This window comes from Bacillus mexicanus, from assembly GCF_050445615.1.
In the GTDB taxonomy this organism is placed as follows: Bacteria; Bacillota; Bacilli; order Bacillales; family Bacillaceae; genus Bacillus; species Bacillus mexicanus.
The window spans coordinates 1,760,157-1,779,861 of the sequence record NZ_JBCEYV010000001.1 but is presented as its reverse complement, the minus strand read 5'-3'; the positions used below and the strand labels follow the sequence as shown (position 1 = coordinate 1,779,861).

Here is a 19,705-nt window from a genome sequence, read left to right as displayed (position 1 = left end):
TGAAAGATGATCAGGTTGATAGGTCTGAGGTGGAAGTGTGGCGACACATGGAGCTGACAGATACTAATCGATCGAGGACTTAACCACATTTGAATGATGTTACATCTGTTATCTAGTTTTGAGAGAATAATTTCTCTAAAAAAACACTTGATTTTCTCAAGGGTACATAGTATAATGTTAAATGTCACTGAATTTGTCTGGTGATGATGGCGAAGAGGTCACACCCGTTCCCATGCCGAACACGGAAGTTAAGCTCTTCAGCGCCGATGGTAGTCGGGGGTTTCCCCCTGTGAGAGTAGGACATCGCCAGGCAGAATTCATTCCGCAGTAGCTCAGTGGTAGAGCTATCGGCTGTTAACCGATCGGTCGTAGGTTCGAATCCTACCTGCGGAGCCATTATTGGAGAGCTGTCCGAGTGGTCGAAGGAGCACGATTGGAAATCGTGTAGGCGGTCAACTCCGTCTCAAGGGTTCGAATCCCTTGCTCTCCGCCACTGATACTTATACATAATTACATTTGAAAGTTTGGGCCCGTTGGTCAAGCGGTTAAGACACCGCCCTTTCACGGCGGTAACACGGGTTCGAATCCCGTACGGGTCATTATATGATGGAGGATTAGCTCAGCTGGGAGAGCATCTGCCTTACAAGCAGAGGGTCGGCGGTTCGAGCCCGTCATCCTCCACCATTATCATCGCGGGGTGGAGCAGTTCGGTAGCTCGTCGGGCTCATAACCCGAAGGTCGCAGGTTCAAATCCTGCCCCCGCAACCAAAATATATAAATGAAATAGGTAACGTCTGAAGGATGCCAAAATCATTTCATACAATATGGTCCGGTAGTTCAGTTGGTTAGAATGCCTGCCTGTCACGCAGGAGGTCGCGGGTTCGAGTCCCGTCCGGACCGCCATTTTAAATATTAAGGCTCGGTAGCTCAGTTGGTAGAGCAACGGACTGAAAATCCGTGTGTCGGCGGTTCGATTCCGTCCCGAGCCACCACCTATGCCGGTGTAGCTCAATTGGTAGAGCAACTGACTTGTAATCAGTAGGTTGGGGGTTCAAGTCCTCTTGCCGGCACTGTTTTTTCAAAACTTAATGTGGAGGGGTAGCGAAGTGGCTAAACGCGGCGGACTGTAAATCCGCTCCCTCAGGGTTCGGCAGTTCGAATCTGCCCCCCTCCACCATTTATAGGGGCATAGTTTAACGGTAGAACAGAGGTCTCCAAAACCTCCGGTGTGGGTTCGATTCCTACTGCCCCTGCCAAATTTATGACATCTTGAGATTATGGCGGTTGTGGCGAAGTGGTTAACGCACCAGATTGTGGCTCTGGCACTCGTGGGTTCGATTCCCATCAATCGCCCCATATTATCATTGGGCTATAGCCAAGCGGTAAGGCAACGGACTTTGACTCCGTCATGCGTTGGTTCGAATCCAGCTAGCCCAGTCTCATTTTTATATTAACTGCATATAATGTATGAAGTCCTTTAAGATGCGGAAGTAGTTCAGTGGTAGAACATCACCTTGCCAAGGTGGGGGTCGCGGGTTCGAATCCCGTCTTCCGCTCCAATTATGGCGGCATAGCCAAGTGGTAAGGCAGAGGTCTGCAAAACCTTTATCCCCGGTTCGAATCCGGGTGTCGCCTTCTTATTGCCGGGGTGGTGGAATTGGCAGACACACAGGACTTAAAATCCTGCGGTAGGTGACTACCGTGCCGGTTCAAGTCCGGCCCTCGGCACCAATTTTACTTACAGGGTAAGAAGAATTGGTGTTTTATTATTTTAAATCATCGTATTAATGATCTACATAAGTAGATCATTTTTTGTTGTATTGATTTATCATTAAGCTCTAAGCTATTGTATTTAGCTAAGTCTTTTGATACTTTTTTATTATATTTCGAAGAAAACTTTTTCGAGAAGTGTTGACACTTTATAAGAACCATGATATATTTATATTCGTCGGTTAGATACGACAAATATTTGCCGGTGTGGCGGAATTGGCAGACGCGCACGACTCAAAATCGTGTTCCTTCTGGAGTGCCGGTTCGACCCCGGCCACCGGTATACGAAAAACCCGTTTCTTATATAGAAACGGGTTTTTATATTATTCAAAGAAAAGAAGTCTATAATAGCCTTTGTATTATTCACTCAGCGTATTGGTTTATGCTATCTTCTAATACCTCTCCAAGCTCTTCTCGCCTCTTCTTTCTCTAAAATTCTATCTGCTTTTTCAGCACCGACTCCCGTACTTGTTGCAAGCTTATAAAAAAATGACATGTTACATTTTCTTTTTTTTAACAGGTATACGCCAAACGAAAAGCTTTGTTTGGTTCATACTTTTTTTATTATTCGTTCGGTCTTCGGACACACTAGAAATAATATTGAAAGCAAAGGAGCGGATTGGAATGAACAAAGAAAGTATGGTTGCTGATGAATTACACAGAATGTTTTTGGCTGGTGAGCTGCAAATCACGGTAGAGGAGGATATAAATCATATTTCAGAAAGGCTGAGAAACGGTGAGATCAGCTTAAATCGATTGAGTGGTGAAGACGTGTTTATAAAAGAAACAATAAACGAGGCATTAAGAAGAGTGGAGCAATAAAATAAAAGAGACGATGTCTTATAAACGAGACATCGTCTTTTTGGTATGACTTTAGGACAGTTCATTGCATAGTAAATGTGAATTGATTTGAACTGGTTTACCTAGGAGCCAGCCTTTTTCCAACAGAAGGTCAGACAGTTCTCCATGCAGATGAACAGCTGCATCTAATTGATCATGCAGCGCTGTTCGAAGGTGAGGGTTTGCGGTTTCTGTTATGGCTGCAGAAAATAGTTTTATGCTGGTTCTTATTGTTAGTAAGCAATCAAGAATTGTTACAGGTATAATCAGGGCTAAGGAATTGTTCAATGGCTTCATCTCCTAATAATGTCAGGGGGACTTTATTTTTTAGATTCTCCTGCTTCGAAACTATTTACCCCTGCCATTTATATAAAATGCTATAATGAAAAACAAATTTTAATGGGGAGTGGGTTGATGAAACAGACGATTGCGATGGGCGGCGGGGGTTTTTCGATGGAGCCGGAAAATTTGTCCCTCGATCAATATATCCTCAATCAAGCGGAACGGAAGTCACCACGCATTTGTTTTTTGCCAACAGCGAGCGGTGATTCCCGAAACTATGTGCAGCGGTTTTATCAAGCATTTCAAACACTGGACTGTGTGCCGTCTCATTTATCCTTATTTAAGCCGCCATCAACAGATTTACCTTCTTTTGTAATGGAAAAGGACGTGATTTATGTCGGCGGGGGAAATACGCGGAATATGCTGGTGTTATGGAAGGAATGGGGGCTGGATCTTATTCTCAGAGAAGCGTGGAAAAATGGTGTGGTTTTAGCTGGATTAAGTGCCGGTGCGATCTGCTGGTTTGAAGAAGGAGTGACGGATTCAGCCGGGCCGTTGACAAGTATGAAAAGTTTAGGTTATTTGCAAGGAAGTTTTTGTCCTCATTATGACGGTGAAAAGGATCGTAGACCGATATACCATCAGCTGATATCTAACGGATTTTTGTGCGATGGCTATGCGGCAGATGACGGGGCGGCTCTCCATTTTGTAAATGATCAGCTGTTTCAGACTGTGAGTTCAAGACCAGCTGCAAAAGCATATCAGGTAACGATGGGAGAACAGAACATTAATGAAACCCCGCTGCCTGTCAAATATTTAGATTTAATTAACTGAATATTTTATACATTTTTCTTTTTTTTTAGTTCGTTTTATGTTAAGATGGGTGCGAAATTAATAGTTACTGGGGGTGCCCGCTTTCGGGCTGAGAGAGAAGGTAAGCTTCTTAACCCTTTGGACCTGATCTGGTTCGTACCAGCGTAGGGAAGTAGAGAAATTGTTTTTATTATTGCCGTGCTGGGTAATAATATGTTTCTTTCTGACTGTAACCGGGTTCATTCATTTGAATCCGGTTTTTTGTGCTGGTTATGGGCTTGATTTTGTCCTTTCAAACGTAGAGAGGAGAAGAGCAGTGATGAAAAACAATTCAGTGCAGCAAGCCAACATGTCGATTATGTCGAGTTTTTCGGGAAGCAAAAAAGTATATGTGGAGGGTTCTTCTGCAGACATTCGTGTTCCGATGAGGGAAATTGCCTTAAGTCCGACGACAGGGACGTTCGGCGAAGAAGAGAACGCCCCTGTGCGTGTCTATGATACAAGCGGACCTTATACGGACCATGATGTGACGATTAATATTGAAGAAGGATTAAAGCCGCTTCGGCAAAAGTGGATTACAGATCGCGGCGATATTGAAGAATATGAAGGACGGGCTGTTAAACCAGAAGATAACGGTTATAAAAAAGCGAGTCCAAACGTAAGGTATCCAGGTCTAAAGCGTAAACCGCTGAGAGCGAAAGCAGGACAAAATGTCACACAAATGCACTACGCAAAAAAGGGAATGATTACACCTGAGATGGAGTTTATCGCCATTCGTGAGCATGTACCTCCTGAATTTGTCAGAGACGAGGTAGCCAGCGGCCGGGCGATCATCCCTTCAAATATTAATCATCCTGAAAGTGAACCGATGATTATCGGTCGGAATTTTCATGTGAAGATTAATGCGAATATTGGGAATTCAGCAGTTACGTCATCTATCGAAGAAGAGGTCGAAAAAATGACGTGGGCCATCCGCTGGGGAGCGGATACGATGATGGATCTTTCTACTGGAAAAGACATTCATACGACGCGTGAGTGGATTATCCGCAATTGCCCTGTGCCTGTGGGGACTGTTCCGATTTATCAGGCGCTTGAAAAAGTAAACGGCGTAGCGGAGGATTTAACGTGGGAAATTTATCGTGACACGCTGATCGAGCAGGCAGAGCAGGGTGTGGATTATTTTACGATTCACGCGGGTGTTTTGCTGCGGTATGTGCCGTTAACTGCGAAACGGACAACGGGAATCGTATCACGCGGAGGAGCGATTATGGCTCAGTGGTGTCTGGCTCATCATCAGGAAAGCTTTTTATACACTCATTTTGAAGAAATCTGTGAAATCATGAAAACGTATGATATTGCGTTTTCTCTTGGGGATGGTCTTCGCCCCGGATCAATCGCTGATGCTAACGACGAGGCGCAGTTTGCTGAATTAGAGACGCTTGGAGAGCTGACGCAAATCGCTTGGAAGCATGACGTTCAGGTGATGATTGAGGGGCCTGGGCATGTTCCGATGCATAAAATCAAAGAGAACGTCGATAAACAAATGGACATTTGTAAAGAAGCGCCTTTTTACACATTAGGCCCGCTGACGACAGATATTGCGCCGGGTTACGACCATATTACTTCAGCGATCGGAGCAGCGATGATTGGCTGGTATGGAACAGCGATGCTTTGTTATGTCACGCCGAAGGAGCATTTGGGGCTGCCTAACCGTGATGACGTTCGTGAAGGAGTCATTACATATAAAATTGCTGCGCACGCGGCAGACCTTGCAAAAGGGCATCCCGGAGCGCAAATACGGGATGATGCGTTATCGAAAGCCCGCTTTGAATTCCGCTGGCGAGACCAGTTTCATTTATCTCTTGATCCGGAAAGAGCGCTTGAATATCATGATGAAACCCTCCCGGCTGAAGGAGCAAAAACCGCTCACTTCTGTTCAATGTGCGGTCCGAAGTTTTGCAGCATGAGAATTTCTCAGGATATACGGGATTATGCGAAGGATAAACAGCTTAGTGAATCGGATGCCATTCAAGAAGGGATGAAAGAAAAAGCCGAAGAATTTGTGAATCAAGGCAGCCAGCTGTATAAATAATAGATTGACAGGCGAAATGGATTACGTTTTAATATAGCTAACATATATTTCCGGCATTTGCTGATCGGGACACCGAAGGCTCTTATCTTTAGATAAGGGCCTTTTTTGTATAAAAAGGAGGGATTATTGATGGGATTCAAAAAAGAAAAGGGGAGAAAACGATTCAAAAAACGAAAAATCTATGAAAATCAAATTTTGCCGCTTGAGCTTCTGATAGAAAAAAACAAACGAGAGATTACAAACAGCGCTGAGCTCATGGAAGAAATTTATATGAAGATCGATGAGAAGCACACGCAATGTGTGACTAACTACAAAAAAACCCGCTAATGACAGCGGGTTTTTGCAGTTTTTTGATTAGGCTTCTTTTTTAATCGGCAATCCAAGGCCTTCTGCCACGCGTTTTCCGTATTCAGGATCTGCTTTGTAGAAATGTTCGATTTGGCGAAGTTTGATTTCTTCTTTTTCTACAGGCTTCATGGCGTTAACGATATTTTCAACAAGACGGGCACGCTCTTCCTCGCTCATTAAACGATAGAGGTCACCAGCTTGTGTGTAGTGGTCGTTATGGTCATAGCTTACGCTGTCAGCAATTCCTTGTACTGGATATGCAGCTTGTTTATCCTCAGGTGACTCTTTCGGCCCTCCAAAGCTATTAGGCTCGTAATACACAGATCCGCCGCCATTATTGTCAAAGCGCATTTGTCCGTCACGCTGATAATTGTTCACTTCGTTGCGTGCGCGGTTGATTGGCAGTGCTTGATGGTTTGCGCCGACACGGTAGCGATGCGCATCATGATAAGCAAACAGCCGACCTTGAAGCATTTTATCCGGAGAAACATCAATACCAGGCACGAGTGTTCCAGGTGAAAATGTCGCTTGTTCTACCTCTGCAAAGTAGTTTTCCGGATTTCTGTCCAGCACCATGCGTCCGACCTCGATTAACGGGTAGTCTTTTTGAGACCACACTTTTGTGACATCAAACGGATCGAAACGATACGTATTTGCATCTTCTAAAGGCATGATTTGCACATATAGTTTCCATGCAGGATAATCACCGTTTTCGATTGCGTTGAAAAGGTCTTCTGTATGGTAATCAGGGTTTTCACCGGCGATTTTTGCCGCCGTATTGACATCAAGGTTTTTCACGCCTTGTTCTGTTTTAAAGTGATATTTAATCCATACGCCTTCACCTTCGGCATTTGTCCATTTAAACGTATGGCTTCCGAAGCCGTGCATGTGGCGAAGTGTCGCAGGAATTCCACGGTCAGACATCAGGATTGTCACTTGGTGAAGCGATTCTGGTGAAAGGGACCAGAAATCCCATACAGCAGTAGGATTTTTCAAGTGTGTTTTTGGGTCTCTTTTTTGTGTATGGATGAAATCAGGGAACTTAATCGCATCGCGGATGAAAAATACCGGTGTATTGTTCCCGACGATGTCGTAGTTGCCTTCTTCAGTATAAAATTTAACAGAAAATCCGCGCGGATCGCGAACTGTGTCAGCCGAGCCAAGTTCACCGGCAACTGTTGAGAAACGGACGAACAACGGTGTGCGTTTGCCGACTTCAGATAGGAAAGCGGCTTTCGTGTATTTTGTGATATCGTTTGTCACTTCAAAATATCCGTGAGCGCCTGCGCCTTTGGCGTGAACAACACGTTCTGGAACACGTTCTCGATTGAAATGGGCTAATTTTTCAAGTAAGTGTACATCTTGAATTAAAGTTGGTCCGCGAGAACCGGCAGTCATCGAATTTTGATTATCTCCAACTGGAGCGCCCCAGCTAGTTGTCAGTTTATTTGAACTCATGTGATCACCTCTTGGAATTTATAAGAACATAATATCATCTCTAAGTAAAAAGTCAATATTATTTTATAATTATTATAAAATAGTTATCTCTATTAAGCGATACAAAGTATTAAAAATGATGATTAACCATTGATATAAAAGTATTTGAGAGAGAATGAGTTTTTTGAGAAATGACTCTTTTCTTCTCTATTTGCGAAAAAAGAAGGGTAAGTGATAAAAAAGAACAATAAAAAAACGTTTAAAAATAGTTGACATATCGGAATAATTTGAATTAACATGTTATTCAAACCAAAAAACAAATGGGCAGCTGATCGGACCGCCGAAGGCTCTCATCTCTTTAAAACAGAGATGGGGGCCTTTTTGTTTTTTTAGAAGGCGAGGTTGGCAGAAAGAGAGGGATATAAGTGGCTGTGACCATCAGCATCAAAGAAAAGGCATTTACTCAAGAAGGGCGCAAAACGACGGTCTTGGAGAACATTCAATTATCAATTGCACCAGGTGAATTTCTAACTGTTATCGGACCGAGCGGGTGCGGGAAAAGCACTCTGTTAAAGATTATTGCAGGACTTGATTCAGATTATGACGGGAGTGTTGACATTAACGGGCGCATCGTAACAGCTCCGGGTATCCAGCAAGGATTTATTTTTCAGGAGCACCGCCTCTTTCCTTGGCTGACGGTTGAGCAGAATATTGCTGCTGATTTGAACTTGAAAGATCCAAAAGTCAGACAGAAGGTAGATGAACTGATCGAGATTGTCAGATTGAAAGGATCTGAGAAAGCATATCCCCGCGAGCTGTCCGGCGGCATGTCACAAAGAGTCGCTATCGCCCGGGCCCTTATCAGGGATCCTGAAGTGCTTCTTTTAGATGAACCGTTTGGTGCGCTTGACGCTTTTACTAGAAAACACCTTCAGGACGTGTTGCTGGATATATGGCGGAGGAAAAAAACAACGATGATTCTCGTCACTCATGATATAGATGAATCTGTTTATTTAGGAAATGAGCTTGCGATCCTTAAGGCGAAACCAGGGAACATCCATAAGCTGATGCCTATTTCTTTGGCGTATCCGCGAAACAGAACGACTCCGGATTTCCAAGCGATCAGGCAGAAAGTGTTATCGGAATTCGAGAAAACAGAAGAACTAGAGTACGCTGAAGGATCAGGAATATAGAAAGGCGGAAGCAGAAATGAAAAAAAGACTCATTGTATTGATTGCCGTTTTGCTTCTGCTGGCAGGCTGCGGAGCAAATGGAGCCAGCGGTGACAACAAACCATTGAAAGAAATTCGAATCGGTATTCAGCAAAGCTTAAGCCCGCTTTTAATTGCGAAGGAGAAAGGCTGGTTTGAGGATGCATTTGAAAAAGAAGGAATCAAGGTAAAATGGGTGGAGTTTCAAAGCGGTCCGCCGCAATTTGAAGGTCTTGCGGCAGACAAACTTGATTTTTCTCAAGTCGGCAATTCACCTGTAATCGCGGGCCAGGCCGCAGGGATTGATTTTAAAGAAATCGGTTTATCCCAGGATGGGTTGAAAGCGAATGGTATCCTTGTCAATCAAAACAGCGGCATTCAGGACGTCACAGATTTAAAGGGGAAGAAAATTGCAGTAGCCAAAGGCAGCAGCGGTTTTGATTTTCTGTATAAAGCGCTTGATCAAGTGGGATTGTCAGCCCATGATGTGACGATCATTCAGCTTCAGCCTGATGAAGCGGCCTCTGCATTTGAAAATGGATCTGTTGATGCTTGGTCCATTTGGGAGCCCTACTTGTCTTTAGAAACAATCAAACACGGAGCAAAAATCCTTGTGAACGGGGAAAGCACAGATTTATATTCACCGGGTTTTACCTTAGTAAGAACAGCGTTTTCAGAAGAGCATCCAGACGAAGTGGTCCGTTTTCTGAAGGTGTTCCAGAAGGCTGTTGTGTGGCAAAAGGAACATCAGGATGAAGCGACGGACTTGTATGCAAATATGAAAGATCTCGATAAAAAGGTTGTCAAAAATGTGCTTAAGAATACTGAGCCTTTGAATAAGGTCATCAGTGACGACATTGTGAAAGCACAGCAGGAGACAGCAGATTTTCAATATCGAACGAAGGCGATAGACAAGAAGATCGATGTGAAAAAGGTTGTGGATAACACATTTATTAAAAAAGCCTTAAAGGAAAATTCCTCAGGAGGTGACCAATGATGAAAGCAGAGGCTGCAGGCACACTGCCGAAAACGAATGCAAAAGCAGTACGAAAAAAGCCCGGAAAGGTGAAATATGGCTGGATGAAAGGGCTGTTGCTGCCTGCTGTAATCATTGCTATTTGGCAGATCATTGGCGGGCTTGGAGTGGTATCCGCTACAGTGCTGCCTACGCCCGTTGCGATTTTCCTGACGTTTAAAGAGCTCATTTTGTCCGGTGAGCTATTCGGTCATCTGCAAATCAGCGTCTATCGGGCGGCGCTTGGTTTTTTGTTTGGCGCTGGCCTTGGCTTGATCATCGGGATTTTGTCTGGATTTTCCAAACGGACAGAACTGTATCTTGATCCGTCATTGCAAATGCTCAGAACCGTTCCCCATCTGGCGGTCACGCCGCTGTTTATTTTATGGTTTGGTTTTGATGAAATATCTAAAATTTTGCTGATTGCGCTCGGGGCTTTCTTTCCTGTCTACATCAATACATTTAACGGTATCCGCGGGGTTGATGCAAAGCTGTTTGAGGTCGCCCGGGTGCTTGAATTTAAATGGCATCAGCAAATCTCTAAAGTCATATTGCCGGCAGCCCTGCCAAATATATTGCTTGGCATTCGCTTATCGCTCGGCATCGCGTGGCTTGGGCTTGTTGTGGCAGAGCTGATGGGTTCAAGCTCGGGAGTCGGCTACATGATCATGGATGCGAGACAGTTTTCACAAACGAACAAAGTGTTTACCGGGATTATCATTTTCGCGGTGGTTGGAAAGCTGACAGATTCCTTTGTCAGGCTGCTTGAACGAAAGTTATTAAAGTGGAGAAATGGTTACGAAGGATAATAGACGTGAAGGGGAGATGGAATTGGACATTCTTTGGTTTATACCGACTCATGGAGACGCAAGATATTTAGGGTCTGAAAGTGATGGACGAACTGCGGATCATCTTTACTTTAAACAAGTCGCGCAGGCGGCTGACAGGCTAGGGTATACGGGTGTTCTTCTGCCGACGGGAAGATCGTGCGAGGACCCGTGGCTTACAGCATCTGCTTTGGCCAGTGAAACAAAGGATTTAAAGTTTTTAGTCGCGGTAAGACCCGGTTTAATGCAGCCTTCACTGGCAGCCAGAATGACATCGACCTTAGACCGCATTTCAGACGGTCGGCTGCTGATCAATGTTGTGGCAGGAGGCGATCCGTACGAGCTGGCAGGTGATGGCCTGTTTATCACTCATGATGAACGTTATGAAGCAACCGATGAGTTTTTAACCGTTTGGCGGAGACTTCTGCGGGGAGAAACGGTTACCTATGAAGGAAAGCATATAAAAGTGGAAAATAGCAATCTGCTTTTTCCGCCGCAGCAAACACCGCATCCGCCTATCTATTTCGGAGGATCATCACAGGCGGGAATTGAGACAGCAGCCAAGCATACAGACGTGTACTTGACGTGGGGGGAGCCGCCTGAACAAGTAAAAGAAAAGATTGAGAGAGTCAAAAAACAAGCGGAAAAAGAGGGGAGAACGGTTCGTTTCGGTATCAGGCTGCATGTTATTGCCCGGGAAACTGAGCAAGAGGCATGGGAAGCGGCTGAACGCTTAATCAGCCACTTAGATGATGACACGATTGCTAAAGCGCAGTCAGCTTTGAGACGTTACGATTCTTCAGGCCAACAGCGGATGGCTGTCCTTCATCAAGGCGATCGGACAAAGCTTGAAATCAGCCCGAATTTATGGGCGGGGATCGGCCTGGTCAGGGGCGGAGCAGGAACAGCTCTTGTCGGTGATCCGCAGACGATTGCCGACCGGATAGCGGAATACCAGGCACTCGGCATAGAATCGTTTATTTTCTCCGGCTATCCCCATTTAGAAGAAGCGTATTATTTTGCAGAGCTTGTGTTTCCGCTATTGCCATTTGAAAATGAGCGGACGAGAAAGCTTCAGAACAAAAGGGGAGAAGCTGTCGGGAACACTTATTTTGTCAAAGAGAAAAATGCGTCAGTTTAAGTAAAATACGGTCCCTGAACATGTTATAATATTCAAAAAAAGGGGGCTGTTTTTCTGAAATCATTAAGAAGTGCAGCAGTCATTTGTTTGATAGCTGTGCTGTCAGCATGCGGACATTCAAAGCAGATGGAAATCAAAGCGGCGGACATATCAGATTATGAAAAAAACAGAATGGCTGTTGCAGCTGCACAGGCATTTACTGCTGAAGTCATTAATATTAGTCAAGAGATTTCTTCAGCTGACATGTATATCGAACATTATCAAAAAGGAAAGCTTGTTGAGAAGATTGGTCCGGTAAGTGCAAATTATTCAGAGGAAAAACCTGATACATTACAATTTGTTTATTTTGAGAATGAAGAGGGAGAAGGAAAGAATAAACACTCTATCATTCATTTTGGTATTGTAGGTAAACAGGAAAATACATCGGCCAGTTCAGCGGTGAAGCGCAGCGATAGCGCAACACAGGAAATGACTGAGAATATGTCAGCAGCGGAACCAATTGCTTTTGAAAAACCGTTTTTGATCGGCAGCAGTATAAAAGGGACTGACGAGCCAATGCGTACATCTGAACATAAAAAAGAGCTCATCAAGCATCAAGATGCGCTGCTGTATTATGTGGAACTGCATCATTAGAAACAGGCGGCTTCATGCCGCCTGTTCAGCGTATCGACAAACTCTTGCATTCGTTGTCAGGACTGTGCTCCGATGCTCGCCCTTCCTGAACTCCAAGGGCTTTCAATCACGCTGAAAAGATAACAAAATCTGAACAGGCGGCATGCTTGCTTTTTACAATCGTGCATGATACATTTTAAATCGTAATTATTTTGATTTATAAAAGGAGGCTATATGTCTTGGCTAAAAAATCAAAAGTGGCAAAAGAGTTTAAACGCCAACAGTTGGTTGCGCAATACGCTGATATTAGACGCGAGTTGAAAGAAAAAGGAGATTACGAGGCATTAAGCAAGCTGCCAAGAGATTCAGCGCCGGGAAGACTCCACAATCGCTGCATGGTAACGGGGCGCCCGAGAGGATATATAAGACATTTCAGAATGTCCAGAATCGCTTTCAGGGAGCTGGCTCATAAAGGTCAGATTCCCGGTGTGAAAAAAGCGAGCTGGTAAGGAGAAACTCCGGCCGATTATAGCGCGCCGGAGTTTTTTTCGTTTTTCTTAAAAGAAATAACATAGGACAGGTGCTGGATGACCATAATGATAAACACAATTATAATCGGGAAAAACGGAATACGAGATTGAAAAAGCGGATAAAAAATAAGAAGAACCGCTGCGGCAGGCAGTGAGAAGTAGACGGCAATATATGATGCGCGGCATGCTTTTGCCGTTATCATTTGCTCTCTTTCATCCTGCTCTTCAAATTCATCAGGCAGAAGAAGCTGTTTTGCTGCAGGGCGGCTTTTTTTCTGTAGGTACAAATAAAACGCAGTCGCCGCAACAAACAGAATAAAGGGGGTGAGGTTTAATTCAAACACCATCTCGCCGCTTTTTGTACGAAAAAAAGATGCAATGCCTTCTGAAGCTTCAAAGTATCCGATCAGTGTCCAGCAAGCAAGGCCGAATAAAACAAGTTGAAATGCGGCTTTTGTTTTCATGCTCATCTTAGTTTTCCTCCTCTAACCAAAAGACTTCCTCCATTTTCATGGAGAAGGCTTTGCAGATTTTCAGTGCTAACAGAAGTGAGGGAACATAGTCGCCTTTTTCAATTGCTGCCACCGTTTGTCTTGTGACGCCGACCATTTCTCCGAGTTTTTCCTGAGAATAGCCCAAACGCGCCCTCAGTTCTTTTACTTTATTTTTCATCATGACGTCTGTCCCCTTCACATTCTCGATTGATTATATTGTATAGTATACTTAACATTATGTAAATACAACTTAACAAATTTACGGAAAGACAACTTTTTTTCGACAAAATTTTCATATCCCCTTGACGAAAAATTAATAAACGTGTAACATTAAACAAGTCAAAGCGGTACTGTTGCTGACAAATACAAATGCGGGTGTAGTTTAGTGGTAAAACCTCAGCCTTCCAAGCTGATGTCGTGAGTTCGATTCTCATCACCCGCTCCATACATACGTTATTAACGCAGTGTTTCGTTTCTCAGATAAACGAAGTATTGCGTTTTTTTATGTAAAAAAGAACACGTATACGTGTTCTTTTACGTAAGCCAATGTACTGTATGGGTGCCGCCGTGAATTTGTTCAAACATTTTCGTTAATGATGATAAAAGTTTAACAGCGCTGTTTTTTTCAATGGATGGCGGGAAAAAAATGAGCTGCAGCATGTTTCTGGTCTCGTTTGAAACGGGATAGCGAGTGACGCTGTTTTTTAAGTCGCCAAATGTGCCGTTTTCGTCAGAGAAAAGCAGTATGTTTTCTTTTTCTCCCAATGAAATGCGGACTGGCTCATGAAGACTTCCAGCATCATAAATCATAATGGGCAAAGAATATTTTAATGCGAAAAAATCAATGGTGTCGTGGGCTGAATCCTTGCTTTCCATGAATTGTTCGTTGGAAATCGGAATGAGCATGTCCTCCATTGGGGTTGTTTCTTCCTCAAAAGAAGGGTTAAGCTGTTTAAAGAGCTTCCGCCATTCCTTGACGAAGGGTTCATCGGATATTCCGCCGTCTGCGTAATCGAAAAACAGCGATTCTTGAAATAAGCGGAGCCTGCCTTTCAGCATTTGCGGAGAGGCGCCTACTTCGATATTTTCATAAATAACAGCCGCAGCATGTAAGCCGGCCGCACGTTCAGTAATAACAGAATCAAGTTTGATATTCACTAGTATTCACTCCAGTAACGGGATATCAACCTATTATATACGCTGTATCGTTTTATCACAAAGAAAGGAGGCTGTGCAAAACATGAACGTTCATCAGCTTCAAAAAGAATTAATTGAATACGCAAAAAGCATTGGCGTGGACAAGATTGGTTTTACGACTGCTGATACTTTTGACAGTTTAAAAGACCGTTTGATTCTTCAAGAATCACTCGGCTATCTCTCTGGCTTTGAAGAGCCTGATATTGAGAAAAGGGTGACGCCGCAGCTGCTTTTGCCGAAAGCGAAATCAATTGTGGCGATTGCTCTCGCGTATCCCTCCAAAATGAAGGACGCGCCAAGAAGCACGAGGACTGAGCGCAGGGGCATATTTTGCAGAGCCTCCTGGGGAAAAGACTATCACGATGTGCTGAGGAAAAAGCTTGATCTGCTTGAGGAATTTCTGAAAAGCAAACATGAGGATATTAGAACAAAGTCTATGGTTGATACTGGCGAGCTGTCTGATCGGGCCGTTGCAGAGCGGGCCGGCATCGGATTCAGTACAAAAAATTGTATGATTACAACGCCTGAGTACGGTTCTTATGTGTATTTAGCGGAAATGATCACAAATATTCCTTTTGAGCCTGATGTGCCGATTGAAGACATGTGCGGCTCCTGTACGAAATGTCTTGACGCCTGCCCGACAGGAGCCCTTGTGAACCCCGGGCAGCTGAATGCGCAGCGCTGCATCTCTTTTCTGACACAGACGAAAGGATTTTTGCCTGATGAATTCCGTACAAAGATCGGAAACCGCTTGTATGGGTGTGATACGTGCCAAACGGTGTGTCCTCTCAACAAAGGGAAGGACTTTCACTTTCATCAGGAAATGGAGCCTGATCCTGAGATAGCCAAACCGTTATTGAAGCCGCTCTTGACCATCAGCAATCGTGAATTTAAAGAGAAATTCGGACATGTCTCAGGTTCTTGGCGCGGAAAGAAACCGATTCAGCGAAACGCGATTCTCGCGCTTGCCCACTTTAAGGATGCTTCAGCATTGCCAGAATTGGCGGAACTGATGCATAAGGATCCGCGTCCTGTCATTAGAGGAACAGCTGCATGGGCGATTGGCAAAATCGGGGACCATGCATATGCGGAAGAGCTTGAAAAAGCGCTGGAAATTGAAAAAGATGAAGAGGCGAAGCTGGAAATTGAAAAAGGAATTGAGCTGCTAAAAGCTTCGGGCATGACTAAACAAGGCCTGTCCTGACATATGTATAGAACAGAAGGAAAAAACACTTGAGATGCATCCAAGTGTTTTTTCTCTATAAAAAAGTATGGCGGGTGGGGTGAACGTGAAGCACATTTTAGAACAACTGGCAGAGGAGCGGCTCAGCTTTCTGGTTAACGGGCATGCTATGAGACAGGAGTCTGACGTTGGAGACCTTGAGGTAATGGAGCGAAAGAAGAAGCTTTTGGAAAAACGAAAAGTTGACATCGTAAAAGCGAAAGCAAAGGCCGTCGTCAGTCATGTGCGGGTTGAGGATGACGGGACGACATGCCTGACATATACCATCCATTATGAGTACGTATGCAAGGAGCATCAGGACGCCAGCTTGTATATGGAAGAGCACATAGAGGAGCGGATGGCTCTCCTTTATGATCATATTTTGATTAGTGATCAGGAAATTGCCAAAAAGCAGGCTGGGTTTCATGAGGAGACTAGTATTATTGACTATTCTCAAGAGGACAGAGAAGCATTTGGCAGAGCCTTTCAATACGACCGTCTCGGCGCTGTTCAATATGCCGAGAATTATTGGAACAAGCGAAATTCGGCTTATAAAAATTTCAGCGATAATTGCACCAATTTTATTTCCCAGTGTCTTCATGCAGGCAGCGCACCGATGCGCGGCCATCCGAACAGGGGATCAGGCTGGTGGATGAAACAAAGTTCATGGAGTTACAGCTGGACGGTAGCTCATTCTATGAAAATGTATCTGGCGAATTCGAAGGCCGGCCTGCGTGCGGTTCGGGTGAAATCTGCGGAAGCGCTGATGCCTGGCGATGTGATTTGCTATGACTTTGAAGGAGACGGGCGGTTTAATCATACAACGATCGTTGTGGCGAAGGACAAAGGCAATATGCCGCTTGTCAACGCCCAGTCCTATGACAGCCGGATGAGGTATTGGTCATACGAGGATTCCACGGCATACACGCCGTCAATACGATATGCCTTTTTTCATATCGTTGATGATACGACAAAAGAGTAATTAATGATATAATGATGGGCGGATAAGAAAAACAGAGGTGAACATTGTGGCATTACATGTCGTTTTATATCAACCAGAAATTCCCGCCAATACAGGGAATATTGCACGTACTTGTGCAGCAACTAATACAACGCTCCACTTGATTCGTCCGCTCGGCTTTTCGACGGATGATAAAATGCTCAAGCGTGCCGGACTCGATTATTGGGAGTTTGTTAACGTTGTTTATCATGATTCGTTAGAAGAATTGTTTGAGGAATATCAAAAAGGCCAATTTTTCTTTATCACGAAATTCGGCCAGCAGCCTCATACATCGTTTGATTACACTAATCTTGACGAGGATTATTTCTTCGTGTTCGGAAGAGAAACAAGCGGTTTGCCAAAGGATTTAATTCAAAATAACATGGACCGCTGCCTGCGTCTTCCGATGACAGAGCACGTTAGGTCGTTAAACCTGTCCAACACTGCGGCGATCCTCGTTTATGAAGCGCTGCGCCAGCAAAATTACCGTGATTTAAAATAGTGAAAAAATCCGCTCATAATGATGGGCGGATTTTTTTGCGCTATGAAAGATGTTTTGTTCCCTATCCTGAAATGAAAACCGTTTAGGAATTTGTCCACAACCTGTAGGGCGTTCTTATCAGGAGCACTTTTTTATTCTTTCCCTGGCTTGCTTTCGTATCCTGCGGTAAAAATTGATACTAAAAAAGTGACAATGACCCCCATCATGATGATTGTTTTCACCGTCTCTCCCCCTCTTCAATTTTCCGTGTTGTCCGAATCTGGATGATTTTGTATTTTTCTTCATTATGAACGGTCGCAGTCCGCCTTGTCAACGCCGTATAGGATCTTTCTTTTTAAGAAACCAGAGCATGTATCACGAGATGGCGGCATAGATTGTAAGTAAAGCACCTTATTTGCATAGCGCATCAAACATGATGGAGGAGGTCCTTATGGATATATTGAAAAAAATTGAACAGTACAGAGAGGAAGAGCAGCGGCTGAAATGGGAAGGAACTTTCGCCGATTATTTGGAGATCATTAAAGAAAATCCGATGGTCGCGCAATCTGCTCATTCTCGTGTTTTTAATATGATAAAAGACAGCGGGATAGAGGAGATTGACGGACGGAAGAAATACAGCTTTTTTGACCGCGAGCTGTTCGGACTGGAGGAATCCCTGGAGCGTCTTGTGGAAGAGTATTTTCATCCGGCCGCGAAACGGCTTGATGTCAGAAAGCGGATTTTGTTGCTGATGGGTCCTGTCAGCGGCGGTAAATCCACATTGGTCACAATGCTCAAAAAAGGTCTTGAAGCCTACACTTTGACGGACAATGGCGCTGTATATGCGATTAAAGGCTGCCCGATGCACGAGGATCCTCTACATTTAATTCCCCATCATTTACGAGATGACTTTTACAGAGAATATGGCATAAGAATAGAGGGAAGTCTTTCTCCGTTAAATGTCATGAGGCTTGAGGAAGAATACGAAGGAAGAATTGAGGATGTAAAGGTGGAGCGCATTTTCTTTTCGGAAGATAAACGTACGGGAATTGGAACATTCAGCCCGTCTGATCCGAAATCTCAGGATATTGCCGATTTGACGGGAAGTATTGATTTCTCAACAATCGCCGAATACGGATCAGAATCTGATCCGCGTGCATACCGTTTTGATGGCGAGCTCAATAAAGCGAACCGCGGGATGATGGAATTTCAGGAGATGCTGAAATGTGATGAGAAATTTCTCTGGCATTTGCTTTCATTGACACAGGAAGGAAATTTTAAAGCGGGGCGATTTGCGTTAATTTCTGCTGATGAGCTGATCGTGGCTCACACGAATGAAACGGAGTATCGCTCATTTATTTCTAATAAAAAGAACGAAGCACTGCATTCAAGAATTATTGTGATGCCAGTTCCTTATAATGTAAAAGTGTCTGAGGAAGAGAGGATTTATGAAAAAATGATAGCGGAGAGCGATGTGTCAGATGTTCATATTGCCCCGCATACGCTGAAGGTCGCTGCGATGTTCTCAATCCTTACCCGATTAAAAGAACCGAAGCGGTCGGATATTGATCTGGTCAAGAAAATGAGACTGTATGATGGAGAAAGTGTGGAAGGGTATAATTCTGTCGACGTTGAAGATATGAAAAAAGAATTTCATGATGAAGGCATGAGCGGCATTGATCCGCGGTATGTGATCAATCGGATTTCTTCCACAATTATCAGAAAAAATATGGAATCGATTAATTCCCTTGATGTTCTCCGCTCCTTAAAAGAAGGTCTTGATCAGCATCCTTCGATTTCAAGTGAAGACAAGGAGCGGTATTTGAATTTTATTTCTGCCGCCCGCAAGGAATATGACGACATTGCGAAAAAGGAAGTTCAAAAAGCATTTGTGTATTCGTATGAAGAATCAGCTAAAACACTAATGGACAATTACCTCGATAACGTAGAGGCCTATTGCAATAAAAATAAGCTTCGTGATCCTTTGACGGGAGAAGAAATGAACCCTGATGAAAAGCTGATGAGATCAATCGAAGAGCAGATCGGCATTTCGGAAAATGCCAAAAAAGCATTCCGCGAAGAAATATTAATCCGCATTTCGGCTTATGCGAGAAAAGGTAAGCGGTTTGATTACAATTCTCATGAAAGACTGCGTGAAGCCATTCAGAAAAAGCTGTTTGCCGATCTGAAGGATGTCGTTAAAATTACGACGTCAACAAAAACGCCGGATGAACAGCAGCTGAAAAAGGTCAATGAAGTCGTGGCTCGTTTAATTGATGAACACGGCTACAACTCGACGAGCGCCAATGAGCTGCTGAAATATGTAGGCAGTCTGCTGAATCGATAAGCAACAAGACCCGTCCGAATAGGGCGGGTTATTTTGTCCCATTTTC

General features: G+C 44.0%; 19 protein-coding genes, 17 tRNA genes, 2 rRNA genes and 1 riboswitch. Of the genes, 33 read left to right on the top strand and 5 right to left on the bottom strand.

Annotation, left to right across the window (positions count from 1 at the left end; genetic code table 11):
• The 19 genes from AAGG74_RS09665 to AAGG74_RS09575 form a co-directional block, all read left to right on the top strand.
• Positions 1–87, top strand: a 23S ribosomal RNA gene (locus AAGG74_RS09665); the annotation flags it as partial.
• Positions 88–196: 109 nt separating this feature from the next.
• A 5S ribosomal RNA gene (gene rrf, locus AAGG74_RS09660) occupies positions 197–312 on the top strand.
• A gap of 9 nt (positions 313–321) precedes the next feature.
• Positions 322–396: transfer RNA gene (locus AAGG74_RS09655), tRNA-Asn, on the top strand.
• Positions 397–401: 5 nt separating this feature from the next.
• A tRNA-Ser gene (locus AAGG74_RS09650) sits at positions 402–493 on the top strand.
• A 34-nt stretch (positions 494–527) separates the two neighbouring features.
• A tRNA-Glu gene (locus AAGG74_RS09645) sits at positions 528–599 on the top strand.
• Positions 600–608: 9 nt separating this feature from the next.
• Positions 609–684 (top strand) — tRNA-Val (locus tag AAGG74_RS09640).
• Positions 685–691: 7 nt separating this feature from the next.
• Positions 692–768 (top strand) — tRNA-Met (locus tag AAGG74_RS09635).
• 58 nt (positions 769–826) lie between these two features.
• Positions 827–903, top strand: a tRNA-Asp gene (locus AAGG74_RS09630).
• A gap of 13 nt (positions 904–916) precedes the next feature.
• Positions 917–992: transfer RNA gene (locus tag AAGG74_RS09625), tRNA-Phe, on the top strand.
• Positions 993–997: 5 nt separating this feature from the next.
• Positions 998–1,070 (top strand) — tRNA-Thr (locus AAGG74_RS09620).
• Positions 1,071–1,092: 22 nt separating this feature from the next.
• Positions 1,093–1,177, top strand: a tRNA-Tyr gene (locus AAGG74_RS09615).
• 5 nt (positions 1,178–1,182) lie between these two features.
• Positions 1,183–1,256 (top strand) — tRNA-Trp (locus tag AAGG74_RS09610).
• 24 nt (positions 1,257–1,280) lie between these two features.
• Positions 1,281–1,356, top strand: a tRNA-His gene (locus AAGG74_RS09605).
• Between the two features lie 9 nt (positions 1,357–1,365).
• Positions 1,366–1,437, top strand: a tRNA-Gln gene (locus AAGG74_RS09600).
• A gap of 47 nt (positions 1,438–1,484) precedes the next feature.
• A tRNA-Gly gene (locus AAGG74_RS09595) sits at positions 1,485–1,559 on the top strand.
• Between the two features lie 5 nt (positions 1,560–1,564).
• Positions 1,565–1,635, top strand: a tRNA-Cys gene (locus tag AAGG74_RS09590).
• A gap of 7 nt (positions 1,636–1,642) precedes the next feature.
• Positions 1,643–1,731: transfer RNA gene (locus AAGG74_RS09585), tRNA-Leu, on the top strand.
• A gap of 240 nt (positions 1,732–1,971) precedes the next feature.
• A tRNA-Leu gene (locus tag AAGG74_RS09580) sits at positions 1,972–2,053 on the top strand.
• Between the two features lie 335 nt (positions 2,054–2,388).
• Complete coding sequence (locus tag AAGG74_RS09575) at positions 2,389–2,592, top strand: hypothetical protein (protein ID WP_225494267.1); 204 nt, start codon at positions 2,389–2,391, stop codon at positions 2,590–2,592.
• A gap of 51 nt (positions 2,593–2,643) precedes the next feature.
• Here the strand turns inward: AAGG74_RS09575 and AAGG74_RS09570 are convergent, their stop codons facing one another.
• A complete protein-coding gene (locus AAGG74_RS09570) occupies positions 2,644–2,907 on the bottom strand; it encodes a spore coat protein (protein ID WP_162102171.1) in 264 nt (87 codons plus the stop codon).
• 117 nt (positions 2,908–3,024) lie between these two features.
• On the opposite strand from AAGG74_RS09570, the gene AAGG74_RS09565 reads away from it, so the two are divergent.
• From AAGG74_RS09565 to AAGG74_RS09555, 3 genes are all read left to right on the top strand, one after another.
• A complete protein-coding gene (locus tag AAGG74_RS09565) occupies positions 3,025–3,726 on the top strand; it encodes a Type 1 glutamine amidotransferase-like domain-containing protein (protein ID WP_429675214.1) in 702 nt (233 codons plus the stop codon).
• A gap of 59 nt (positions 3,727–3,785) precedes the next feature.
• A riboswitch (TPP riboswitch) is annotated at positions 3,786–3,893 on the top strand.
• A gap of 131 nt (positions 3,894–4,024) precedes the next feature.
• Positions 4,025–5,797, top strand: a complete 1,773-nt coding sequence (gene thiC / locus AAGG74_RS09560; protein ID WP_429675213.1) for a phosphomethylpyrimidine synthase ThiC — start codon at positions 4,025–4,027, stop codon at positions 5,795–5,797.
• A 129-nt stretch (positions 5,798–5,926) separates the two neighbouring features.
• Positions 5,927–6,124 carry an FbpB family small basic protein gene (locus tag AAGG74_RS09555; protein ID WP_429675212.1) on the top strand — a complete coding sequence of 66 codons (198 nt, stop codon included), beginning with the start codon at positions 5,927–5,929 and terminating at the stop codon, positions 6,122–6,124.
• Between the two features lie 27 nt (positions 6,125–6,151).
• On the opposite strand, the gene katA is transcribed toward AAGG74_RS09555, so the two are convergent.
• On the bottom strand, positions 6,152–7,603 hold the full coding sequence (katA, locus tag AAGG74_RS09550; protein WP_429675211.1) for a catalase KatA: 1,452 nt from the start codon (positions 7,601–7,603) through the stop codon (positions 6,152–6,154).
• A 404-nt stretch (positions 7,604–8,007) separates the two neighbouring features.
• Here katA and AAGG74_RS09545 point away from each other — a divergent pair, with 404 nt between their 5' ends.
• The 6 genes from AAGG74_RS09545 to rpsN all read left to right on the top strand — a co-directional run bounded on the left by AAGG74_RS09545 (position 8,008) and on the right by rpsN (position 12,897).
• Entirely contained in the window at positions 8,008–8,775 is a 768-nt protein-coding gene (locus AAGG74_RS09545; RefSeq protein WP_429675210.1) for an ABC transporter ATP-binding protein, read from the top strand.
• Between the two features lie 16 nt (positions 8,776–8,791).
• Positions 8,792–9,790, top strand: coding sequence for an aliphatic sulfonate ABC transporter substrate-binding protein (locus AAGG74_RS09540; RefSeq protein WP_429675209.1), 999 nt, complete (start codon positions 8,792–8,794; stop codon positions 9,788–9,790).
• The gene (locus AAGG74_RS09535; RefSeq protein ID WP_429675208.1) at positions 9,787–10,617 is read left to right on the top strand and encodes an ABC transporter permease; all 831 of its coding nucleotides are present in this window, start codon (positions 9,787–9,789) and stop codon (positions 10,615–10,617) included. The genes AAGG74_RS09540 and AAGG74_RS09535 overlap by 4 nt, the downstream gene beginning before the upstream one ends.
• Before the next feature lie 22 nt (positions 10,618–10,639).
• A complete protein-coding gene (ssuD, locus tag AAGG74_RS09530; RefSeq protein ID WP_429675207.1) occupies positions 10,640–11,776 on the top strand; it encodes an FMNH2-dependent alkanesulfonate monooxygenase in 1,137 nt (378 codons plus the stop codon).
• A gap of 96 nt (positions 11,777–11,872) precedes the next feature.
• Complete coding sequence (locus AAGG74_RS09525) at positions 11,873–12,409, top strand: hypothetical protein (RefSeq protein ID WP_429675255.1); 537 nt, start codon at positions 11,873–11,875, stop codon at positions 12,407–12,409.
• 218 nt (positions 12,410–12,627) lie between these two features.
• Positions 12,628–12,897: a 30S ribosomal protein S14 gene (gene rpsN / locus AAGG74_RS09520; protein WP_429675206.1), complete on the top strand. Its 270-nt coding sequence runs from the start codon at positions 12,628–12,630 to the stop codon at positions 12,895–12,897.
• 17 nt (positions 12,898–12,914) lie between these two features.
• On the opposite strand, the gene AAGG74_RS09515 is transcribed toward rpsN, so the two are convergent.
• Both AAGG74_RS09515 and AAGG74_RS09510 read right to left on the bottom strand, forming a co-directional pair.
• Positions 12,915–13,388: a hypothetical protein gene (locus AAGG74_RS09515; RefSeq protein ID WP_162102161.1), complete on the bottom strand. Its 474-nt coding sequence runs from the start codon at positions 13,386–13,388 to the stop codon at positions 12,915–12,917.
• A gap of 1 nt (position 13,389) precedes the next feature.
• Positions 13,390–13,590, bottom strand: coding sequence for a helix-turn-helix transcriptional regulator (locus AAGG74_RS09510; RefSeq protein WP_429675254.1), 201 nt, complete (start codon positions 13,588–13,590; stop codon positions 13,390–13,392).
• A gap of 193 nt (positions 13,591–13,783) precedes the next feature.
• Here AAGG74_RS09510 and AAGG74_RS09505 point away from each other — a divergent pair.
• Positions 13,784–13,857: transfer RNA gene (locus AAGG74_RS09505), tRNA-Gly, on the top strand.
• Between the two features lie 89 nt (positions 13,858–13,946).
• On the opposite strand, the gene AAGG74_RS09500 is transcribed toward AAGG74_RS09505, so the two are convergent.
• Entirely contained in the window at positions 13,947–14,570 is a 624-nt protein-coding gene (locus AAGG74_RS09500; protein ID WP_429675205.1) for a hypothetical protein, read from the bottom strand.
• A gap of 82 nt (positions 14,571–14,652) precedes the next feature.
• Here AAGG74_RS09500 and queG point away from each other — a divergent pair, with 82 nt between their 5' ends.
• The 4 genes from queG to prkA all read left to right on the top strand — a co-directional run bounded on the left by queG (position 14,653) and on the right by prkA (position 19,659).
• Positions 14,653–15,813 carry a tRNA epoxyqueuosine(34) reductase QueG gene (gene queG / locus AAGG74_RS09495; RefSeq protein ID WP_429675203.1) on the top strand — a complete coding sequence of 387 codons (1,161 nt, stop codon included), beginning with the start codon at positions 14,653–14,655 and terminating at the stop codon, positions 15,811–15,813.
• A 67-nt stretch (positions 15,814–15,880) separates the two neighbouring features.
• Entirely contained in the window at positions 15,881–16,813 is a 933-nt protein-coding gene (locus AAGG74_RS09490; RefSeq protein WP_429675202.1) for an amidase domain-containing protein, read from the top strand.
• A 37-nt stretch (positions 16,814–16,850) separates the two neighbouring features.
• Positions 16,851–17,333, top strand: coding sequence for a tRNA (uridine(34)/cytosine(34)/5-carboxymethylaminomethyluridine(34)-2'-O)-methyltransferase TrmL (trmL, locus tag AAGG74_RS09485; RefSeq protein WP_162102157.1), 483 nt, complete (start codon positions 16,851–16,853; stop codon positions 17,331–17,333).
• Between the two features lie 430 nt (positions 17,334–17,763).
• Positions 17,764–19,659 carry a serine/threonine protein kinase PrkA gene (prkA, locus tag AAGG74_RS09480; RefSeq protein ID WP_162102156.1) on the top strand — a complete coding sequence of 632 codons (1,896 nt, stop codon included), beginning with the start codon at positions 17,764–17,766 and terminating at the stop codon, positions 19,657–19,659.
• Positions 19,660–19,705 lie beyond the last annotated feature (46 nt).